Here is a 17,232-nt window from a genome sequence, read left to right as displayed (position 1 = left end):
TTAGTTGGAAATTGCGCCCGATATAGAAGATGGGTATCACCGCTCAAAAGCCGGTGTTTTTATAATTGAGGAGAAAATCTGGTGGCTGCGCCGTTGGATTGGGACAAATTGAGAATTTTCCACGCCGCTGCTGAAGCTGGCTCGTTTACACATGCCGCTCAGACGTTGCATTTATCGCAATCGGCAATTTCACGTCAGGTTTCTGCGCTCGAACAGGATGTCGGCGTGCCACTTTTCCAACGCCATGCGCGCGGACTTATCATGACAGAGCAGGGCGAAATTTTATATCGCACTGCCCATGACGTATTGATGAAACTTGAAAATGTCCGCTCCAAATTGAGTGAAAGTCGCGAAAAGCCGACCGGCCATTTGTGCGTTACAACGACATTCGGCCTTGGTTCCGGTTGGCTCGTCCAGCGTATACCGGAATTTGTCAACCTTTATCCGGATATACAGATCCAGCTTCTCCTCGATGACGAGGAACTGGATTTGACAATGCGCCACGCCGATTGTGCTTTGCGTTTACGCCAACCCCAACAGCCCGACCTCATCCAGCGGCGGCTTTTTACAGTGCATATGCATGTCTATGCTTCGGCCAATTATCTTGCCAATCATGGCAAACCCACCCAATTGGAAGAGCTTGATAATCATCGCATTTTGTCTTTCGGTGAATCGGCACCAAGCTATCTTGCCGGATTGAACTGGCTTGAAACCGCCGGTCGTAACGACGGTTCACAACGTATCCCGTCTTTACAAATCAATAATGTGATTTCCATTAAAAAAGCGGCCATGAAAAATCTTGGTATTGCTGTTTTACCGGATTATATCATTGCTCCCAATGATGGTTTGATAAGACTTTTCCCCGATCTCACAGAAATTCCTTCATTCGATACGTTTTTCTGTTATCCCGAAGCGCTCAAAAATTCGGCCAAACTTCATGCTTTTCGTGATTATATTTTTGCAAAATCACGCAATTGGTCATTCTGATTGCGGTATTCGGAAAATTTCAATCACGGGAACAAACATTAAAAACCTTTTATAACGTTCGCCCTGATGAACCTTGTCTCTACCGGCCTTATGCTGTCACATTATTTGTCTTTTATTCCGATTTTGAAGTGCCTTTCTATTGACCCGCCGGTTTTCTGACAGTTTGAAATGATAAACGCCGAAGGCGATAGCCTATCAACAGTGTTCGCAAGTGCCAAATTTATGCATATGAAATCGTGTTCACTTGCGGCGAAATAATAGGCATTAAATAAACGTGCCAATTCTTTGAGCAGCGGATGCACGCTCTCTGGGCAAAAAAATTTTCAATCAAGCCAAAACGGGATATAGATGTTTTTACGGCGATCTGGCGGGATTCTGACAAAAAGATTTTTCTAAATATTTGTTTTATAACAATAAAACATCTACATAAATTTTCGGTCAAAAAATATTTCAATGAAGCTATGCGTTTGGTGCATAGCTGTTCTGCTTAAAATCTGGTTGCTGGCTGCCTAAAAAAAGTGCATATTACCGGCATCTCAAGTGGACGTCTCCTCCCATTGCGTTTCTTGAGTGTTCCCCTCTGGAGGTTTTGTCAGATTGACTATAGTCTCTGATACCTTCAAACTTCAGCCGGACTATTTGTCCGGCTTTTTTTTTGATTTTTTTGTATTTCTGCTTTTTAAAGAAGTTATGGTTTTTCTGGTGATCTTATCGCAAATTGTAACGGCGGTAATTCTTTTCACAATTGCCGGTTTCACGCGTTTATGCGCGCACCCGTTATCATGGTTGCAGAAAATTTATATCGACAGCAAATACCATATTCTCCGGTTATGGGGATATGTCTTTCTTTTTTGTGATTTTTATTCTGGCAGATAATCAGAAATCTTAGAGGAAATGGAGTGAGCGAAGCGTTCAGCCCGCTTTCTGCCGAGGAGAGTTACATTTGATTATATAGACCGTCTCGGCAGAGACGAGATCAACATGTGCGCATAGATTACGTCAATCATATATGTGCTGGCGGTATCAATCATAGGTGCGGGGGAAATAGGTCTTCGCGGTTGTTACCACGCTCTGTTTAGACGCTGAAACTGCTTACAGGCACAAGCTTTAGATGGTGCATAGTACCCGTCAATTATGTATGCACGGGTAAGATCAACCATATGAGCGGGCAAATCAGTTCGGCGCAGGTAATGTGCGGCTTGTTTGGAAGCTTGAAACCTCTTTCAGGCACAAGCTTTAGATGGTGCATAGCACCCGTCAATCATGTATGTACGGGTAAGATCAATCATATGAGCGGGCAAATCAGTTCGGGGCGGGTAATGTGCGGCTTGTTTGGAAGCTTGAAATCTCTTGCGGGCACAAGCTTTATGATGGTGCGTAGCACCCGTCAATCATGTATGCACGGGTAAGATCAACCATATGAGCGGGCAAGTCAGTTCGGGGCAGGTAATGTGCGGCTTGTTTGGAAGCTTGGAATCTCTTTCAGGCACAAGCTTTATAGAGGCTGAACCGGCATTATTCTTTTTATCCTTCAAAGTGATTTATTCGACAAAGCAAGGATCACTAAGCTTTCAAGGCGAATACACCATCAGCAGTTTTTCAAGCGACGTTTTGCAGTGAACTGTCTTTGCAGCGGGAGATCGGGAAGGTTTGGTTTTTTTGTGAGCTGCGTCGGCAAAACAAACTGTTTGGTATTTTACAAAAAAACCGCCTGAAAAGGCGGTTTTCAATTCGTTATCTGTAAAGGCCGTTCATGGCCAAAGTTTTAGCGCAAGCTTGCACAGAAGCGTTGAATGCGCCGGCAGGCTTCTTCCAGCAATTTTTCAGAAGTTGCATAGGAAATGCGGAAAGCCGGTCCCAGACCGAAAGCGGCTCCGTGAACAACTGCAACAGCTTCTGTTTCAAGAAGAGCGGTGACAAAGTCTTCATCAGTCTTGATGACTTTGCCTTCCGGTGTTTTCTTGCCAATCAGTTTTGCGCAGGAAGGATAAACATAGAATGCGCCTTCCGGTGTCGGGCATTCAAGGCCGTTTGCCTGATTGAGCATGGAAACCACGAGATCGCGTCTTGCCTGAAAAATCGCTTTATTTTTCTCAATAAAATCCTGCGGGCCGTTCAAAGCTTCAACCGCCGCCCATTGCGAAATCGAGCTTGTGCCCGATGTCTGCTGGCTCTGGATGGTTTCCATTGCCTTGATAAGCTCGACCGGACCGGCTGCATAGCCAATACGCCAACCCGTCATTGCATAGGCTTTTGAAACACCGTTTACTGTCAATGTGCGTTCGTAAAGCTTCGGCTCGACGGCTGCCGGAGTGGCAAACTTGAAATCGTTATAAGTGAGGTGCTCGTACATATCATCGCTCATGATATGGACATGTGGATATTTCAAAAGAACATCGGTCAGTTTTTTCAACTCGTCATGGGTGTAGGCAGCGCCCGACGGGTTACACGGAGAATTGAAAACAAACCACTTTGTTTTATCGGTAATGGCTGCTTCGAGATCTTCCGGCTGAAGCTTGTAATTGAATTCTTTTTTGGCATCGACGAAAACCGGTGTGCCGTTATTGACAGCAACCATTTCCGGATAGCTTACCCAATAGGGGGCTGGGATAATAACTTCGTCGCCCTTGTTCAATGTTGCCATGAAAGCATTGAAAAGAACCTGCTTGCCGCCAGTGCCGACAATAATCTGCTGCGGCTTGTAGTCAAGATTGTTTTCACGCTTGAATTTTGTTGCAATGGCTTGGCGAAGCTCCGGTATACCGGCAACAGGAGTATATTTTGTTTTGCCCTGACGGATTGCCTCGATAGCAGCATTTTTAACGTTATCGGGTGTGTCGAAATCGGGTTCTCCCGCACCGAGTGAAATTACATCACGTCCTGTGGCCTTGAGGTCACGGGCCTTTTGTGCAACAGCAATAGTCGCGGAGGGCTTGATACGGGATAGCGTATCGCCAATGAATGCCATTCTATTATCTCCTCAGATTGAATAAGCAATAGACTGATTCTTGCCTTGAAGTGCAATAAGTCAGCATAATAAATCTATGTCCCAAGCGCTTTAAAAGTGCAAGAATTGTCTTCATCAATTTATCGTAGAGGGAAGGAAACTATTGGTGAAGCCACCAATAGTTTGCAGTTTAGCTAGTTTGCAGTTTAGCCGGTCTGTCGGGACCAATTCTTGCAAATTTTATCATTCTTCAGAAATTCGCGCCATTTTCCCGACATTCCGGCATTTGCGCAACGTTTTCTATTCCCCTTTATCGACACGGGAAAAAATGTCGTCAAAGCGCTTTTTTGCAATGCCGGGCTGCTTATGATCGCGGTAGGATTGCGGCAAAGCCTGATCGTCACCGACTTTAATCAGCATAATCATTCCCATGGCATAATGGGGAATACATTTAATGCCGTAAAAGCCGGGTTTATCGAAAGTCACTTGCAGTTCTTCATCAATTTTGCCTTTGAAGGGTGTTGCGCCTTCCGGTATCATGTCATCAATGGTTGCAGCGTTGTGACTTTTCTGTGTGGCAATGAATTTCACCGAGTCGCCGGGTTTCAGTTTTAGATAATCCGGCTCGAACACCATAGCACCGGCTGTTCCGCGATTGAGCATTTTGACTTCGTAAGTTTCGGCATTTGCAGAAGCGGTAAAGGCGAATAAAGCCAGAAGAGCGACGAGTGTTTTCATTTTTTATCCTTTCAATGAAGGTGGTAGCAGGTAACGTATATGAAGCCTGCCATTTTCAAGCTTGTCTATTTCGGCATTGGCACGGAAGTTGGTCAATATTGTTTGTTTCGTCAGCACGTCTTCGGGAAGCCCCGAACTTATCAAACGCCCATGATCGAGCAAAGCGATGCGATCGCAAAACATGGCTGCATGATTAAGATCGTGAAGGGCAATCAGTACCGAAAGATCAAGCCTGCGAACGAGAGAGAGTATCTCCAATTGACATCCTATATCAAGATGATTTGTCGGTTCATCGAGAATGAGAATACGCGGTTTTTGTGCCAATGCACGGGCAATGTGGATGCGTTGCTTTTCACCCCCCGAAAGACTGTTCAGAAGACGCTTCTCGAAGCCTTTCATATTGACTTTTTCGAGTGCATCCTGCAACGCCTCTTCATCTTCGGGAAACCACGGTGAAAGCAATGTTTTGTGTGGTGTGCGGCCAATTTCTATGGCGTGGCGCACGTCGATGCGCTCATGCGGTTCGGCCTGTTGTTCGACAAAGGCAATTGTTTTTGCAAGTTTACGCCGCGACCATTTGGACAAGGCAATATTATCAAGGCTTATATCGCCTTTTGTCGGTGTAACAAGGCCTGCAAAAACAGATAAAAGCGAACTTTTGCCCGCGCCATTGGGGCCGATAATGCCTAAAATTTCATGGTCGTTCAATGTGAGCGTTATATCATCAAGAATCGTGTGATGGTCACGTTCAAGCGATAAATGTTCGCCGACAAGCATATCAATTTCCTTTCTGCCGCAACAGCAACAGGGCAAAAAGCGGTGCGCCGATCAATGCCGTGACAATACCGACCGGAAAAGCAAGGCCGGGCACAATAATGCGCGAAATCACATCGGCGGCAATCATAAAAAGTGCGCCGATCAATGCCGAAGCGGGTATCAGAAGCTGGTGACGCACGCCGACAATAAGCCGTGCCGCATGGGGAACAACCAGTCCGACAAAGCTGATTGTACCCATAATGGAAACCATAACGGCAGTAACCAGAGCAACAAGAGTAATCAGCAACATGCTCACATAATTGACAGAAATACCAAGCGATTTTGCGGCACGCGAGCCGAAGACGAAAGCATCGAGAATGCGGGAAAATGCAAGGAAAATTAAAAATGCCAGAAGTGTCAACGGGAAAGCCAGTAAAGCATCACTCCATCTTGCACCGGAAAGATTTCCGATCATCCAGGCAAAAATATTCGAGCGTCCTTCAAGTGGCGTAAAAATCATCAATATGAGAGCTGTCAATGCATTGAACAACATGGCGCTAGCAATACCGGCGAGAATAATGGCGGTTGCATTGCGTCCGGAATGATAGGCAAGAAAAACAACAAAGAAAAACGATAACAGACCGCCGATCAATGCACCCGTTGAAAGTGACAGAATACTCAAATTCATGCCGAAAGCGGTAACCAATGCCGCACCTGTTCCCGCACCCGACGAAATGCCGAGAAGATAGGGTTCGGCAAGGGGATTTCTCAACAAGGCCTGTAAAATAACCCCGCACATGGCAAGACCGGCACCACAACATGCGCCCACCACTGCACGCGGCAGACGCCACAGCCAGATCACCCGACTATGGAATATATCCACCTCGTAACCGCTACCGAACAGATGGTTGGCAATGGTTTTCAAAAAAGTTGAAAACGGAATGGCAATCTCGCCAATTGCTGCACCTGTCACAATTGCGCATAGCAAAAGACAGATGCAAAAAAGCCAGATGATAATCGTGCGGGGTAAATGTGTCACTCTTTTTCAAGACCAAGTTCGACAATGGCATTTGCCAGTTTTTCGATACCGTCAATGGTGCGCATGGTTGTATTCATGGATTGCACGTCCATGTTGACAAGACGGTTATTCTCGACAGCCGGTAGCAGTTTTGTAACGGGATCTTTCTTCAAGAAATCACGTTTCACGACAACATCATCGGCGGGAAAACGGCGGCGATCCATTTCGGCAAGAACAATAATGGTCGGGTTCGCTTTAACGATGGTTTCCCATCCCACAGTCGGCCATTCATAATCGGATTTGATAACGTTTTGAATGCCGAGAATTTTCATAATATAACCGGGTGCACCAAGGTCTCCGGCAACATAGGGGTCAATATCAAGATCGGCACTCGAATACCAGAAAACCGCGCTGAGTTTGCCCTTGGGCAGGTTTTTGACTTTGTCGATTGCAGCCTGTTCGCGCCCTTTCAGCTCTTTAACAAGTTGTTCTCCTTTATCCTGAACGTTGAAGATCACTGAAAGTTCGGAAATTTCCTGATAGATGAGATCCATCGTAAAGGGGGCTGTTCGCAAACCGTCGCTACCGGCAAGGTTGTCTTTTCCCACGCAATCGGCAGGAGCGGTATAAACCGGAATTTCAAAATCCTTGAACTGGTCATAGGTTGCAGCACTTCCCGCAGGCCCTATAACCCATTCCTGATGGCTTGCCACAAGATCGGGTTTTTCGGCAATGATGCTCTCGAAACTTGGAACATCATGGGAAAGCATTTTTACGTTTTTGTTGACTTCGGTAAATTGCGGCAAAACCGGCGAATACCAGAGTGCAGTCCCTTTGACCTTGTCGGATAATCCCAAAGCATAAAGTATCTCTGTCGTATTTTGTCCGACCGAAACAACGCGTTCCGGTGCTTTGTTAAAAACCAGTGTGCGGCCGCAATTTTTTACCGTTAACGGATAATGCGTTTCTTCAGCCAAAGCATTGCTATAAAAATTAACCGCAAAGAAGGAAATCACCGCAGTTAAAATTGTCGTCTTCAAATGGATGGTTTTCATGAGTTTGCTCTTCTCGTTCAAGCCCAAGGCAAGGCCGTTTTATGAAGGTTTTGCCTTGTCACGGGTTTCAAATATTTCACGAGGGCGTTCGGGAAAGTTTTCAAGCAGGGAAAAGCCCATTCGTTCAACGTCGAAGGCTCTATTTGCCGCGTATCATCCGAATGAAGAGCCTTACAAAAATTCTCCACCGGGAAGGCATTGATAAACGCTGTTGAAACGCCTGAAAGCCCTTTTATTGCGGTTGTTTTTAAAGCAATAAAAAACGCTTTGCCAACGTGGTTTATCTTTTCTTCTCTTGAGCAAAATAATGAAAGAAGCGGTTTCCGGATGTGTTGTTGGCAAACGATCAAAAAGCGCAAAAAATACAATATTTGTTGCAACACAATCTGCTGCAACATTGCTATCACTTCATAAACCGGACGGGATAAAAAAATCCGTATAAGCATATGAGAGGCGACAAACTTGGCGCCTGACCGGATTGCCATGGTTACCTTTCCTTTGCACCCACCGTGCGTTAGGGATATTCAATGACAGGCTCGTGAAAGCCTATGATTGACGGCAGGTCTCCTGGCTCGCGGCATTTTTTTTGCACCTTTTACCTTCCCGCTTTCGCAGTGGCCGGATAAATCCCTAAAAAAGGTGCTGCCGTTTACAGTTGCGGGGGCAGCCACGGTTGAAATCCCTTGAGTGCGGTCAATTTTTCCGTGTTCCCTATTATTCCCCTTTTGAAGACATCCTGAAGGGGAACCGTCAATAAAATTTATAGCTTATCTAAATAGAAGTGCAAGCAGCTTGTTGACGTTCTTCTTGAAATAGCAAAACGATATTCTTCCGTTTGGCTTTCAAGAGCGAATGTTTGTTATTCCGGTCAGAAAACAACGCGGGCGACGTTCAAGAAAAATATCGCAGGAAACTTCTTAGGAAACATGGGGACAAAACAACGGGAAAGATGTGACGAAACATTGCCGAGCCGACATGGGAAAATAAGGGGGGAAAAATAAGGGGGGGAAAAATAAGGGGGGAAAAATGAGGGGGAAAAAATAGGGGGAAAGATCGAGGAAAGAACGGAAACATATAAAAGTGGGGGGAATGGGGGCTTCGAGATCAAATTGATAAAATGATTAGACCATTAAAAAAGCCCTACCGAAAAACCGGTAGAGCTTTTTGTAATAACTCGTGAATGGTAGCGTTGAAATGCCGATAAATCTTTTATTGTCGAATTAAAAGCATTCAAGCCGCTTGTCATTAAAGAGCTGAAAGATTGCCTGCAGCAGATTTTCCCGAACGGCGATCCTGCACAACCTCGTAAGACACTTTTTGTCCTTCGGTAAGACCATTCATGCCTGAACGTTCAACAGCCGAGATGTGTACAAAAACATCTGCACCACCATCATCAGGTTGAATGAAGCCGAAGCCTTTTGTTGTGTTGAACCACTTAACTGTTCCTGTAGCCATAGGAAACTCCTGTAATAAGAAATGATTGCATCGACACATACAGTGTTGATACATTTGGTAGATCGAAATTTAGAAAGGGGAGTTTCGTTAAATAGTGCTTGCTGCACGGTTAAGAAAGTCGCACAACCGAAAAATCGATTGGCGCTTCATTAGACCCTCTAAAACCGGAAAGCAAGTTTTATTAATATTAAAATTGCAAGCATTCTTGCTTTTGCTATTTTGATTGCCGACACTATCTGGTGTATAAGGGTGCAATCAATATTTTTAACTGTCGTCAGAATGTCGCGATTGTCATGTAAGGGGAATTGATTGAATGGCCAAAAATGGCAGCGATAAAGACGACGTTATGCCCGATAATCCGGTCGATGCCGCTCCCGGTTCATTGCGCGAAGGCATTGTCAAAAATACCCGTTTTTCCCATCAGGCAAAAATTCTTTATATCGCTTTCTGGCATTCGCACACGCGCAACACGTTGATTGCGACATTTCTTGGAATACTCGTGCTCATTATTCTGATTGGCCGCGGGCAATTGCAAATCAATGAGTGGACCAAGGATTTCTGGAACGCGATCAGCCGTAAAGATTTGCATGAGTTTGTTTTCCAGCTCGGTGTATTCTTTGTCATTGCCTCGGTTCTATTGATCTTCAACATTGTCCAGACTTTTTTGAACCAATATTTGAAGATGAAATTGCGTGAAGGATTGACTGACGACCTTATCAGCCAATGGATGCAGCCCAAGCGTGCCTTTCGCCTGACAATGGCAGGGGAAGTCGGCGTAAACCCCGACCAGAAACTTCACGAAGATGCCCGACATCTTGCCGAATCAACCGCTGATCTCGGCATCAATCTGTTGCAGGCCAGTGTAACATTAATCATCTTCATTCCGACGTTATGGGCAACAACGGCCGGTTTCGTTTTCAGCTTTTCCGGCTACAGTTTTCCGCTTCCCGGTTACATGATCTGGGCGGTGCTTCTCTATGTCGGTGCGGCTTCCTTTCTCACCTGGTTTGTTGCGCGTAATCTGGTAACGATCAACGCCAACCGCTATGCGCGTGAAGCAGATTTGCGTGCCGCTTTAATGCACACCAACCGCTCTATTGATTCGATCACGCTGATGGGGGCTGAGAAAGACGAGAAGCGCTATCTCGACGGGCGTGTGCAAAATGTTTTGAACGCCATTTGGCATATTGTTGTCGCAACGACCAAATTGACAGGCATTACCGCCGGTTATGGCTGGGTATCGAATGTTGCCCCTTATATTATCGCCTCGCCGATCTATTTTGGCGGCGGTATTGACCTCGGCGGTCTTCAGGCTGCTGTTCAGGCCTTCAATCAGGCGCACCAGTCATTGCGCTGGTTTGTTGACAATTATGGCGCTCTGGCCGACTGGCGGGCAACGATGTTGCGTGTTGCAACTTTCAGACAAGCTGTTGTGCAGATGGATGATGTCGATCGGCTGAAGGGCGAACATATCGTCGTCAAAACCAATGATTCCGATATTATGACCTTCGACAATCTGTTGATCCGCACAGCCAACGGCAAATTGACTTTGACACCGTCGAATTTGGCAATCAAACGCGGGCAGAATACTCTGATCTATGCGCCGCAAGACGTTGACAAAACCATTCTTTATCACGCTCTGGCCGGTTTGTGGCCATGGGGGCAGGGAACGGTAGGTCTGCCCAATTCCGGTTTGCCGAACTATATTCCCGATGCGCCTTATATTCCACCGGGCACATTGCGCACGGTTCTTCTTTATCCCGCAACGGATAAAAACCCGACAGACGATGAAATCGAACACGCGCTCGAAATCACCGGTTTGAGTGATTATTTTTCGGCACTTGATGAAGAAAATGTCGATTGGGAAAAACGATTGAACGATGTTGAACGCCGTTCAATTGCTTTTGCCCGCGTGCTTCTTACAAATCCCGAATGGATTGTCGCCAATCAGGTTATGGACGGTATTGATGAAACGGTGCGCAAGCGCATTGCCGCGGTTGTGTTCCAGCATCTGAAACATACCACTTTTGTTTATATCAGCCGCCGCAATGACGAAAGCTATCTGTTCGACGTGATTGTGGAAGTCAAATTCGAGCCTTCGGAACAGGCTTTGCAAAGGAACGAGAACGAAACATCAAACGGCAGAACTTCCGCTTCAACAACAAACGATGAAAACACGACCGCAAGCAGGACAGTGCCCGCAGCGGACGCAGGTGATAAATCTGCAGATAATAAGCCGGAAAATGATGAGCCGGAAATAAAATAGTCAGGTTTTTGGCAAACAATCTTTCATAATTTTCGGGCAAAAATACCTTTATCCGTGCGAACACGTTTCTCTTAGAACACAAAAGCCTTTTGAAGGCGAAACTCTTCCGGAAGAGTATGCCCTTTTTGAAGACTGGCTCCTTTTTGAAGACACTCCCCTTGTAGAAGAAAAATTTTTTGTAAAAGAAAACCTCTTTATAGAAGGCAAAAGCAACGCAAATCTTTGCGGATAGGGTTTCTTTATCGGTGATTTTATTGATGGTCTGCGTATGGCACCTGCTTTTATAATCTGCATTGAGAACCTGCTTTAATGAAAAGCAAAGAGAATGTGCATGGTTGATTTAGGGGATGAAATCTTGATTGATTTGGCGGTGGGCAACGCGTTCTCAATTCCATTGAAGGCATAAGATTTATAAAGGCTCGATAAGGCTTTTGAAAAATTCCGGCGACAGGTTTTGGTTGAACTGCGGCTGATCTAATGAGCTTTGAAGAAAAAAACACATCCGAGTTATAATGGGCGGGATAACGGACGGGATAACAGGCAGGCGATTTTTTAACGAGGGTCGAATTTTAAGCTGTTCTCATGCCGGAAATACCGGATTATTTTTGAGCGGGAGCGGGAGCGGGAGCGGGAGGATGGCCGATATAGCCGTTCGATTGTACCTCGTCGAACGGTTCATGTATTTTTCGCGTCAATCTTGTGGGGGTATGTTTTAGGGCGTTATCGGTTTTGGCGGGATTGTTTTTTTGGCATACCGATTTTCGGGGTTATTGGTTGCAAATTTAAAAGCTCCCGTTCAACCGCCGGTTCGACGCTATGATCGGATTTTACTTCCCGCCGACCGGTAAAAACCGGAATGCATGAAGAGGTCAGGTAGCCAAATGGCATATGTGCCAAATGGAAAGGGTTATTTGCCTGATTGTTTGCAAGATATTGCCGATCATTGGCTCTTTTGCATTATCTCTCTTCCTCGAGCTTTTGAGGTGGTCTCCCGCCTCAAGAATAGGGCGGTATGATGGCCTTTAACGTTTAAGCAGCCATTTGCTCACGCGACATTTAGAAAAAACTGTTTTACCAGCCCCAGAACATAAGCCACCATGCATAGACGATAGGAACACAAGAAACAGCAAAAAGGAAAAAGCCCAGATATTTGCGGATGAGGCTTGCCGGCGTTCTTTGCAAGATTCTTGCCGCAAGATAAAGGCTCCAGAGCGCAGTTAAAGCAAGAATGAACGCACGTGCATATGGCAACCACCAGAAGGTGATGCCATCATACATTAAAAGTTTTACAGTTGTTGCTGTAAGCCCCAAAAACAGACCGGCAGCCGCCAGTGGCAAAAACGCTTGTGCCAAATGATGGAAAAGTGTCTGCGAACGCATGAGCGAGGCGATAGCCCATAACATCAGGGTCAAAAATGTGCCAAAAAGCAGACCACTTCCTAAGATGTAACTTGCAACACAAAAGCCGTCTACCCAGTTGAAACTGTCATTATTGGCGGGGTGGTTTGTCAATACCCACCACGGAGCGGTCGGGTCGAGTGGCCAGAAAATATTGTGGTCGACAAGCCATTCGGCTATTGCCTGCTTGAAAGTCACAAACCACGGGCTGACAGTCCATGTAAACGCCCCGATTGCAACACCGATCATACCGAAAAGCAGTAATCTTGTTTCCCATGGGCTTGCGTTTTTGTCTTCACCGTAAACGACAACTTCTTCCATAACCGAGCGTGGTTTCAGAGCCACAGCATCGCGGAAGCCGGCACAGCGCGCGCACATATGGCAAGCATTAACACCATGAAGCTGGTGAATATTTATCATTGGAGGGCAATTGGGGTTTTCCTGACGGCCACCACAATAATGCGCCCATTTTTCCTGATCTGTCTTGAACGAAATAGGAGCAAGGCGGGAAAGCAGGTTGAAAACGCCATTAACAGGGCAAAGATAACGGCACCAGACGCGCGTTCCTTTACCGAAAAAGAAACCGATTGCCATTGCTGCCAATGTCGAGCCGCCCAGAATGAGAAGTGCTGCTTCCGCATAATCATAAACGCTGATTAACTGGCCATAAAGCGTTGTCAGAATAAAGGCAACTGTCGGCCAGCCGCGCCATTTGAGCCAGCGCGGGATACTTTTATTACGCCCGACAGTGCGGCTGGTAAATTCGGCCAAAGCCCCTTCAGGGCAGAAAACGCCGCACCAGATACGTCCTATAAACAGCATGGAGAGAATAACGAATGGCCACCAGATTCCCCAGAAAACAAATTGTGCAAACAGCACGAGATTGCCAAGGATATGTTCCTGCCGTGGCGGCAATGGCAGAAATGACGGCACAATCAGGAGAAACAGGTAAATGGCAACAACACACCACTGTATCGTCTGGATCACTGTCCTATGGCGATGCATGACAGTGCCCAGATGATAGACGGCAGTGGTGATGATACGTGACATGGTTTTTTTTAAAAAATTGGTTTCAGGTAACTTTCAATGGGGGGCGAACCGCCGTTTTGGCAGGCTTCCTGTTACAAAGAACAATGGCTGCGATCCAGTAAACTGCCAATACAACGACTTGCATCAAAGACGGTTCCGCATGGTAGCCGGTCAGTCCCGTCAATGTGCTGTTATCGGGAATAAGCCAGCTTGTACTCCATAGCGGATCATCCATAAAGCTGTAGAGCCATTCGGGTAAATCATAAGCCGAAATCTGGGCTGCCGCTTTGTCAAAGGCAGTAATCAACAAACCGCCACCGATGAGGAGAAGGACAAATTCACTTCCCAAGAAAAACCATCTCCACGGGATGATTTTGGAAAATTTCTGCAACAACCAGAAAGTGAAAAGTGCAAGAATAAAGCCGAGCACACCACCAAGAATGAACATGCCGAGCGAAGCGCCATTTTGTTGCGCTCCGACACCGGCAAGAAACACCACTGTTTCCGAGCCTTCGCGGGCAACGGCAATCATTGCAAGGAGCATAATACCGAATCCGCCGGAAGATTGCAGGCTTTCGGCCGCTTCACGTTCCAGAGTATGTTTCATTGAAGCGCCGTGGTGGTGCATCCAGACGATCATTTGCATAATGAGAAGGGCGGCCACGGCCATCATAGCGGTGAAGAACCATTCCCCGCCGGGGCCTGCAAACCATGTGCCCGCAACATAAAACAGAATGGCGAGAATTCCGGCAAGAACAAGCCCTAATGCAGTTCCCGCCCACAAACGGTTTTTAAGCGTTAAAAGATTTTCGCGCCGCAACCACGTATAAAGGATGCCGATAACGAGTAGCGCTTCGATACTTTCACGCCAAACGATGAAAAGAGGTGCACCCATTTGTCTGCTCTCCTATTTTACGTTAATGTCGAAACCGGCCATATCCATGTGAAATTCGTCAATAAAATGGTAACTGCCGGGTTTGAGCGGGTGAATGACAACAAATGATTCAACGCCTGCGCCTAAAACTTTTTCAACGCGCATTGACAGGTTTTCAAATTCGGCCGGCCCAGAACCGATATTTTTAACCGAAATTTTAAAACGTTGTCCCGCGGGTACTTCAATTGATTGCGGTTCAAATACACCATCTTTGATGGTTACATTATAAAGCGAAAGTTCGTCGGCTCCGGCAAAGAGGGGAAACAGACAAAACAGCAAAACCAATATTGCGCGCATAACAAAACCCTTTTTTGAACCAAAGCGAGCTTTCCGGAATGAATGGTTTACTTTCCAGAGAACCAAAAAATCCCCGCTAAAAAGCAAGACCGGCTGTGGAGGTCACAACGGCCGGTCTGCTCGGAGGGGTTACTTCTAATGGTGGATGATCGAAAGTAAACCCCGACATTACAAACAGGTCTCGATCTTTGGGGATAAGATTGACTGGAAACTTATCCCGAAACTGTTTCCGGCAGAATTAGACTGCCGGTCATAACAATCAATAGCCACCCTTTTTGCCGGTACCGGCATAGGTGAAGTCATATTCGACAACGCATTTGTCAAACCACGGGCCAACGCCGGTTTCTTTATCGACATGGCGGCCGAACATGGACTCTTTTGAAGGTGGCAAAATGGTGTATTTCAAATGATATTTGCCAGCACCATCGAGCTTGATATTTTCGCCATAGTGCGGGCCGTCATTGGCAACCATAGGATGGAAATGACCGCTCAAAGGCTCTTTTGCACCTTCTTTGGTCAATTCATATGAGACCTGAAGATAGGGTGCCCATGCGCCTTCCGGAAGACCGTTCTTATTATCCTCTGTCGCATGAATATCCGCTTCCAGATGGATGTCGGACTTCGCAGCCGCAAGCATAATGCCCTCCGGCTCCATTTCGATCGGTTGCAGATAAACAGCCGCAATCTCAAGGCCACCGCAGTGCTGTGGTTCGCCAATCGGATATTCGACAGCCAAAGCCGGTGTTGCAAACAGAGTGCAAGAAGCAGCCAGAATTAGTTTGTTTAAATTCATAATTTAACCCTCGGAATAAAACATGACTATATATATCATCTTTTATCAAAAGCGCAAATTTAAAATTTACCAAAATTATCAAGTTCATTTATAAAACTTATAAAAGTGGCCGAATTTTGCTTTTGTTTGTTGAAAAATAACAATTGAATATATAATAGATAACGGGATATTAGACGGCGTAAAAGAAGTAAAAAAATAAAAAATATACTATTTATTTTATCGCAATAATGAAAATATTATTCAAAAAAATATTTAGGCTAATTTTATTTCATAATGAAATAAAATAATTTATTAAAAATAACTGGGTGAGTTTGTTATTTTAAAATTTTTTAGCTTTAAAAAAAATTAAGAAAATATTGAATCAAAGAAACATAAAACGTGACAATGTCGCTCATGAGACCCGTTATTTTAAGGCGGGCATGTGTGGGGCAGGATTATGGCGGCGAGGGGCAAGTCGGGTAGGGTTCAGCCAAAACGGCTTTTAGGGTGAAGCAGAAGTGATAATCGCTTTAAACCGAAGTGGAAATTATTGGCGCATCAAATGCGATCGGCACTTCATAGGGGGTTGGCACGTCGAACGCGATTGGCACAATGAAAGCAATCGGCACGTCGCAAATAATCGGGACGTTGCAAGTGATCGGCACGTAAAAGGTTGTGGGTGGGCAAAAATGATAAGTAAAGCAATGCGATAGAAACACTTTTCCGCATTTTCCCTTTCCCCATTTCTCATAGTGCGCGGGATGAAGAGCCGGTAACACGAAAGCTGTCCAGAAATGTGCTGATAAAAGCTTGAAAGCTATTTGTTGCAAGAATCGGAATTGCGCTCATGACTGGCGGGGGCGGGATAATTTTGTTTAGCGGCGCAGTCTTTCTTGGGGGCTGAGCAATCCGGTCGAAAATTATAAAACTTTGCAAAGTCTGCTGTGTGGCAAAATAAACCACGTAAAGTTGTGTGCCGGAATGAGCCGGTAACACGAAAGCTGTTTAGAAATGTGCTTATAAAAGCTTGAAAGCTATTTGTTGCAAGAATCGGAATTGCGCTCATGACTGGCGGGGGCGGGATAATTTTGTTTGGCGGCGCAGTCATTTCTGGGGCGCTGAGCAATCTGGCCGAAATTATAAAACGTCGCAAAGTCTGTTTTGTGGCAAAATAAACCACGTAAAGTTGTGTGCCAGAATGAGCGGTAACACGAAAGCTGTTCAGAAATGTGCTGATAAAAGCTTGAAAGCTATTTGTTGAAAGAATCGGAATTGCGCTCATGACTGGCGGGGGCGGGATAATTTTGTTTAGCGGCTAAGTCATTTCTTGGGCGCTGAGCAATCCGGTCGAAAAGCATAAAACGTTGCAAAGTCTGTTGTGTGGCTAAATAAACCGCGTAAAGTTGTGTGCCGGAATGAGCCGGATAAAAATTCCATTCCGGTAAAATCCGTAAGTTATTTCAGGCCCGGCGGCTTGAAAGCAGGCTCATATGATTGACGAGGAAAATAGGCAAGCTCAATCAGGAAGTGTTTTTGTCGTGTGAAAGTTGAAACAGGTCAGGGCTTGAGGGGCTAATGGC

Annotated in this window: 13 protein-coding genes and 1 riboswitch; of the genes, 2 read left to right on the top strand and 11 right to left on the bottom strand. The window is 45.8% G+C overall.

Features of this window, described 5'->3' with window-relative positions; translation table 11 throughout:
* The first annotated feature begins 81 nt into the window (after positions 1–81).
* Positions 82–987 (top strand): LysR family transcriptional regulator, encoded by a 906-nt coding sequence (locus BBC0122_RS08375; protein ID WP_077992939.1) that lies wholly within the window; start codon positions 82–84, stop codon positions 985–987.
* A gap of 1,765 nt (positions 988–2,752) precedes the next feature.
* On the opposite strand, the gene BBC0122_RS08355 is transcribed toward BBC0122_RS08375, so the two are convergent.
* From BBC0122_RS08355 to BBC0122_RS08325, 6 genes are all read right to left on the bottom strand, one after another.
* Positions 2,753–3,955, bottom strand: a complete 1,203-nt coding sequence (locus BBC0122_RS08355) for a pyridoxal phosphate-dependent aminotransferase (protein ID WP_077992933.1) — start codon at positions 3,953–3,955, stop codon at positions 2,753–2,755.
* Between the two features lie 279 nt (positions 3,956–4,234).
* A complete protein-coding gene (locus tag BBC0122_RS08350; RefSeq protein WP_077992931.1) occupies positions 4,235–4,672 on the bottom strand; it encodes a pseudoazurin in 438 nt (145 codons plus the stop codon).
* Between the two features lie 3 nt (positions 4,673–4,675).
* A complete protein-coding gene (locus BBC0122_RS08345; RefSeq protein ID WP_077992930.1) occupies positions 4,676–5,449 on the bottom strand; it encodes an ABC transporter ATP-binding protein in 774 nt (257 codons plus the stop codon).
* A gap of 1 nt (position 5,450) precedes the next feature.
* Positions 5,451–6,467 (bottom strand): FecCD family ABC transporter permease, encoded by a 1,017-nt coding sequence (locus BBC0122_RS08340; protein WP_077992929.1) that lies wholly within the window; start codon positions 6,465–6,467, stop codon positions 5,451–5,453.
* On the bottom strand, positions 6,464–7,501 hold the full coding sequence (locus BBC0122_RS08335) for an ABC transporter substrate-binding protein (RefSeq protein ID WP_077992928.1): 1,038 nt from the start codon (positions 7,499–7,501) through the stop codon (positions 6,464–6,466). The genes BBC0122_RS08340 and BBC0122_RS08335 overlap by 4 nt, the downstream gene beginning before the upstream one ends.
* A 540-nt stretch (positions 7,502–8,041) precedes the next feature.
* Positions 8,042–8,268, bottom strand: a riboswitch (cobalamin riboswitch).
* 478 nt (positions 8,269–8,746) lie between these two features.
* Positions 8,747–8,956, bottom strand: coding sequence for a cold-shock protein (locus BBC0122_RS08325; RefSeq protein WP_077992924.1), 210 nt, complete (start codon positions 8,954–8,956; stop codon positions 8,747–8,749).
* A gap of 313 nt (positions 8,957–9,269) precedes the next feature.
* Here BBC0122_RS08325 and BBC0122_RS08320 point away from each other — a divergent pair, with 313 nt between their 5' ends.
* A complete protein-coding gene (locus BBC0122_RS08320) occupies positions 9,270–11,222 on the top strand; it encodes an ABC transporter ATP-binding protein/permease (RefSeq protein WP_077992922.1) in 1,953 nt (650 codons plus the stop codon).
* A gap of 1,071 nt (positions 11,223–12,293) precedes the next feature.
* On the opposite strand, the gene BBC0122_RS08315 is transcribed toward BBC0122_RS08320, so the two are convergent.
* The 5 genes from BBC0122_RS08315 to BBC0122_RS13095 all read right to left on the bottom strand — a co-directional run bounded on the left by BBC0122_RS08315 (position 12,294) and on the right by BBC0122_RS13095 (position 16,381).
* Positions 12,294–13,670 carry a 4Fe-4S binding protein gene (locus BBC0122_RS08315; RefSeq protein ID WP_149866660.1) on the bottom strand — a complete coding sequence of 459 codons (1,377 nt, stop codon included), beginning with the start codon at positions 13,668–13,670 and terminating at the stop codon, positions 12,294–12,296.
* A 22-nt stretch (positions 13,671–13,692) separates the two neighbouring features.
* Entirely contained in the window at positions 13,693–14,544 is an 852-nt protein-coding gene (locus tag BBC0122_RS08310) for an FTR1 family iron permease (RefSeq protein WP_077992914.1), read from the bottom strand.
* 12 nt (positions 14,545–14,556) lie between these two features.
* Positions 14,557–14,880, bottom strand: coding sequence for a cupredoxin domain-containing protein (locus BBC0122_RS08305; RefSeq protein WP_077973587.1), 324 nt, complete (start codon positions 14,878–14,880; stop codon positions 14,557–14,559).
* A 259-nt stretch (positions 14,881–15,139) separates the two neighbouring features.
* Positions 15,140–15,673, bottom strand: coding sequence for an iron transporter (locus BBC0122_RS08300; protein WP_077992912.1), 534 nt, complete (start codon positions 15,671–15,673; stop codon positions 15,140–15,142).
* Between the two features lie 555 nt (positions 15,674–16,228).
* Positions 16,229–16,381, bottom strand: a complete 153-nt coding sequence (locus BBC0122_RS13095) for a hypothetical protein (protein ID WP_210188138.1) — start codon at positions 16,379–16,381, stop codon at positions 16,229–16,231.
* Positions 16,382–17,232: the final 851 nt, after the last annotated feature.

The organism is Ditibartonella choladocola (genome assembly GCF_002007565.1).
In the GTDB taxonomy this organism is placed as follows: domain Bacteria; phylum Pseudomonadota; class Alphaproteobacteria; order Rhizobiales; family Rhizobiaceae; genus Bartonella; species Bartonella choladocola.
The sequence above is the reverse complement of the archived record's forward strand: the minus strand, read 5'-3'. Positions and strand labels throughout refer to the sequence as shown.

Bases quoted from the DNA above. Each gene is read 5' to 3' on its own strand.
- BBC0122_RS08315 (WP_149866660.1), bottom strand. From the start codon at position 13,670: ATGTCACGTATCATCACCACTGCCGTCTATCATCTGGGCACTGTCATG.
- BBC0122_RS08350 (WP_077992931.1), bottom strand. From the start codon at position 4,672: ATGAAAACACTCGTCGCTCTTCTGGCTTTATTCGCCTTTACCGCTTCT.
- BBC0122_RS08305 (WP_077973587.1), bottom strand. From the start codon at position 14,880: ATGCGCGCAATATTGGTTTTGCTGTTTTGTCTGTTTCCCCTCTTTGCC.
- BBC0122_RS08325 (WP_077992924.1), bottom strand. From the start codon at position 8,956: ATGGCTACAGGAACAGTTAAGTGGTTCAACACAACAAAAGGCTTCGGC.
- BBC0122_RS08335 (WP_077992928.1), bottom strand. From the start codon at position 7,501: ATGAAAACCATCCATTTGAAGACGACAATTTTAACTGCGGTGATTTCC.
- BBC0122_RS08355 (WP_077992933.1), bottom strand. From the start codon at position 3,955: ATGGCATTCATTGGCGATACGCTATCCCGTATCAAGCCCTCCGCGACT.
- BBC0122_RS08300 (WP_077992912.1), bottom strand. From the start codon at position 15,673: ATGAATTTAAACAAACTAATTCTGGCTGCTTCTTGCACTCTGTTTGCA.
- BBC0122_RS08320 (WP_077992922.1), top strand. From the start codon at position 9,270: ATGGCCAAAAATGGCAGCGATAAAGACGACGTTATGCCCGATAATCCG.
- BBC0122_RS08310 (WP_077992914.1), bottom strand. From the start codon at position 14,544: ATGGGTGCACCTCTTTTCATCGTTTGGCGTGAAAGTATCGAAGCGCTA.
- BBC0122_RS13095 (WP_210188138.1), bottom strand. From the start codon at position 16,381: ATGCGGAAAAGTGTTTCTATCGCATTGCTTTACTTATCATTTTTGCCC.
- BBC0122_RS08345 (WP_077992930.1), bottom strand. From the start codon at position 5,449: ATGCTTGTCGGCGAACATTTATCGCTTGAACGTGACCATCACACGATT.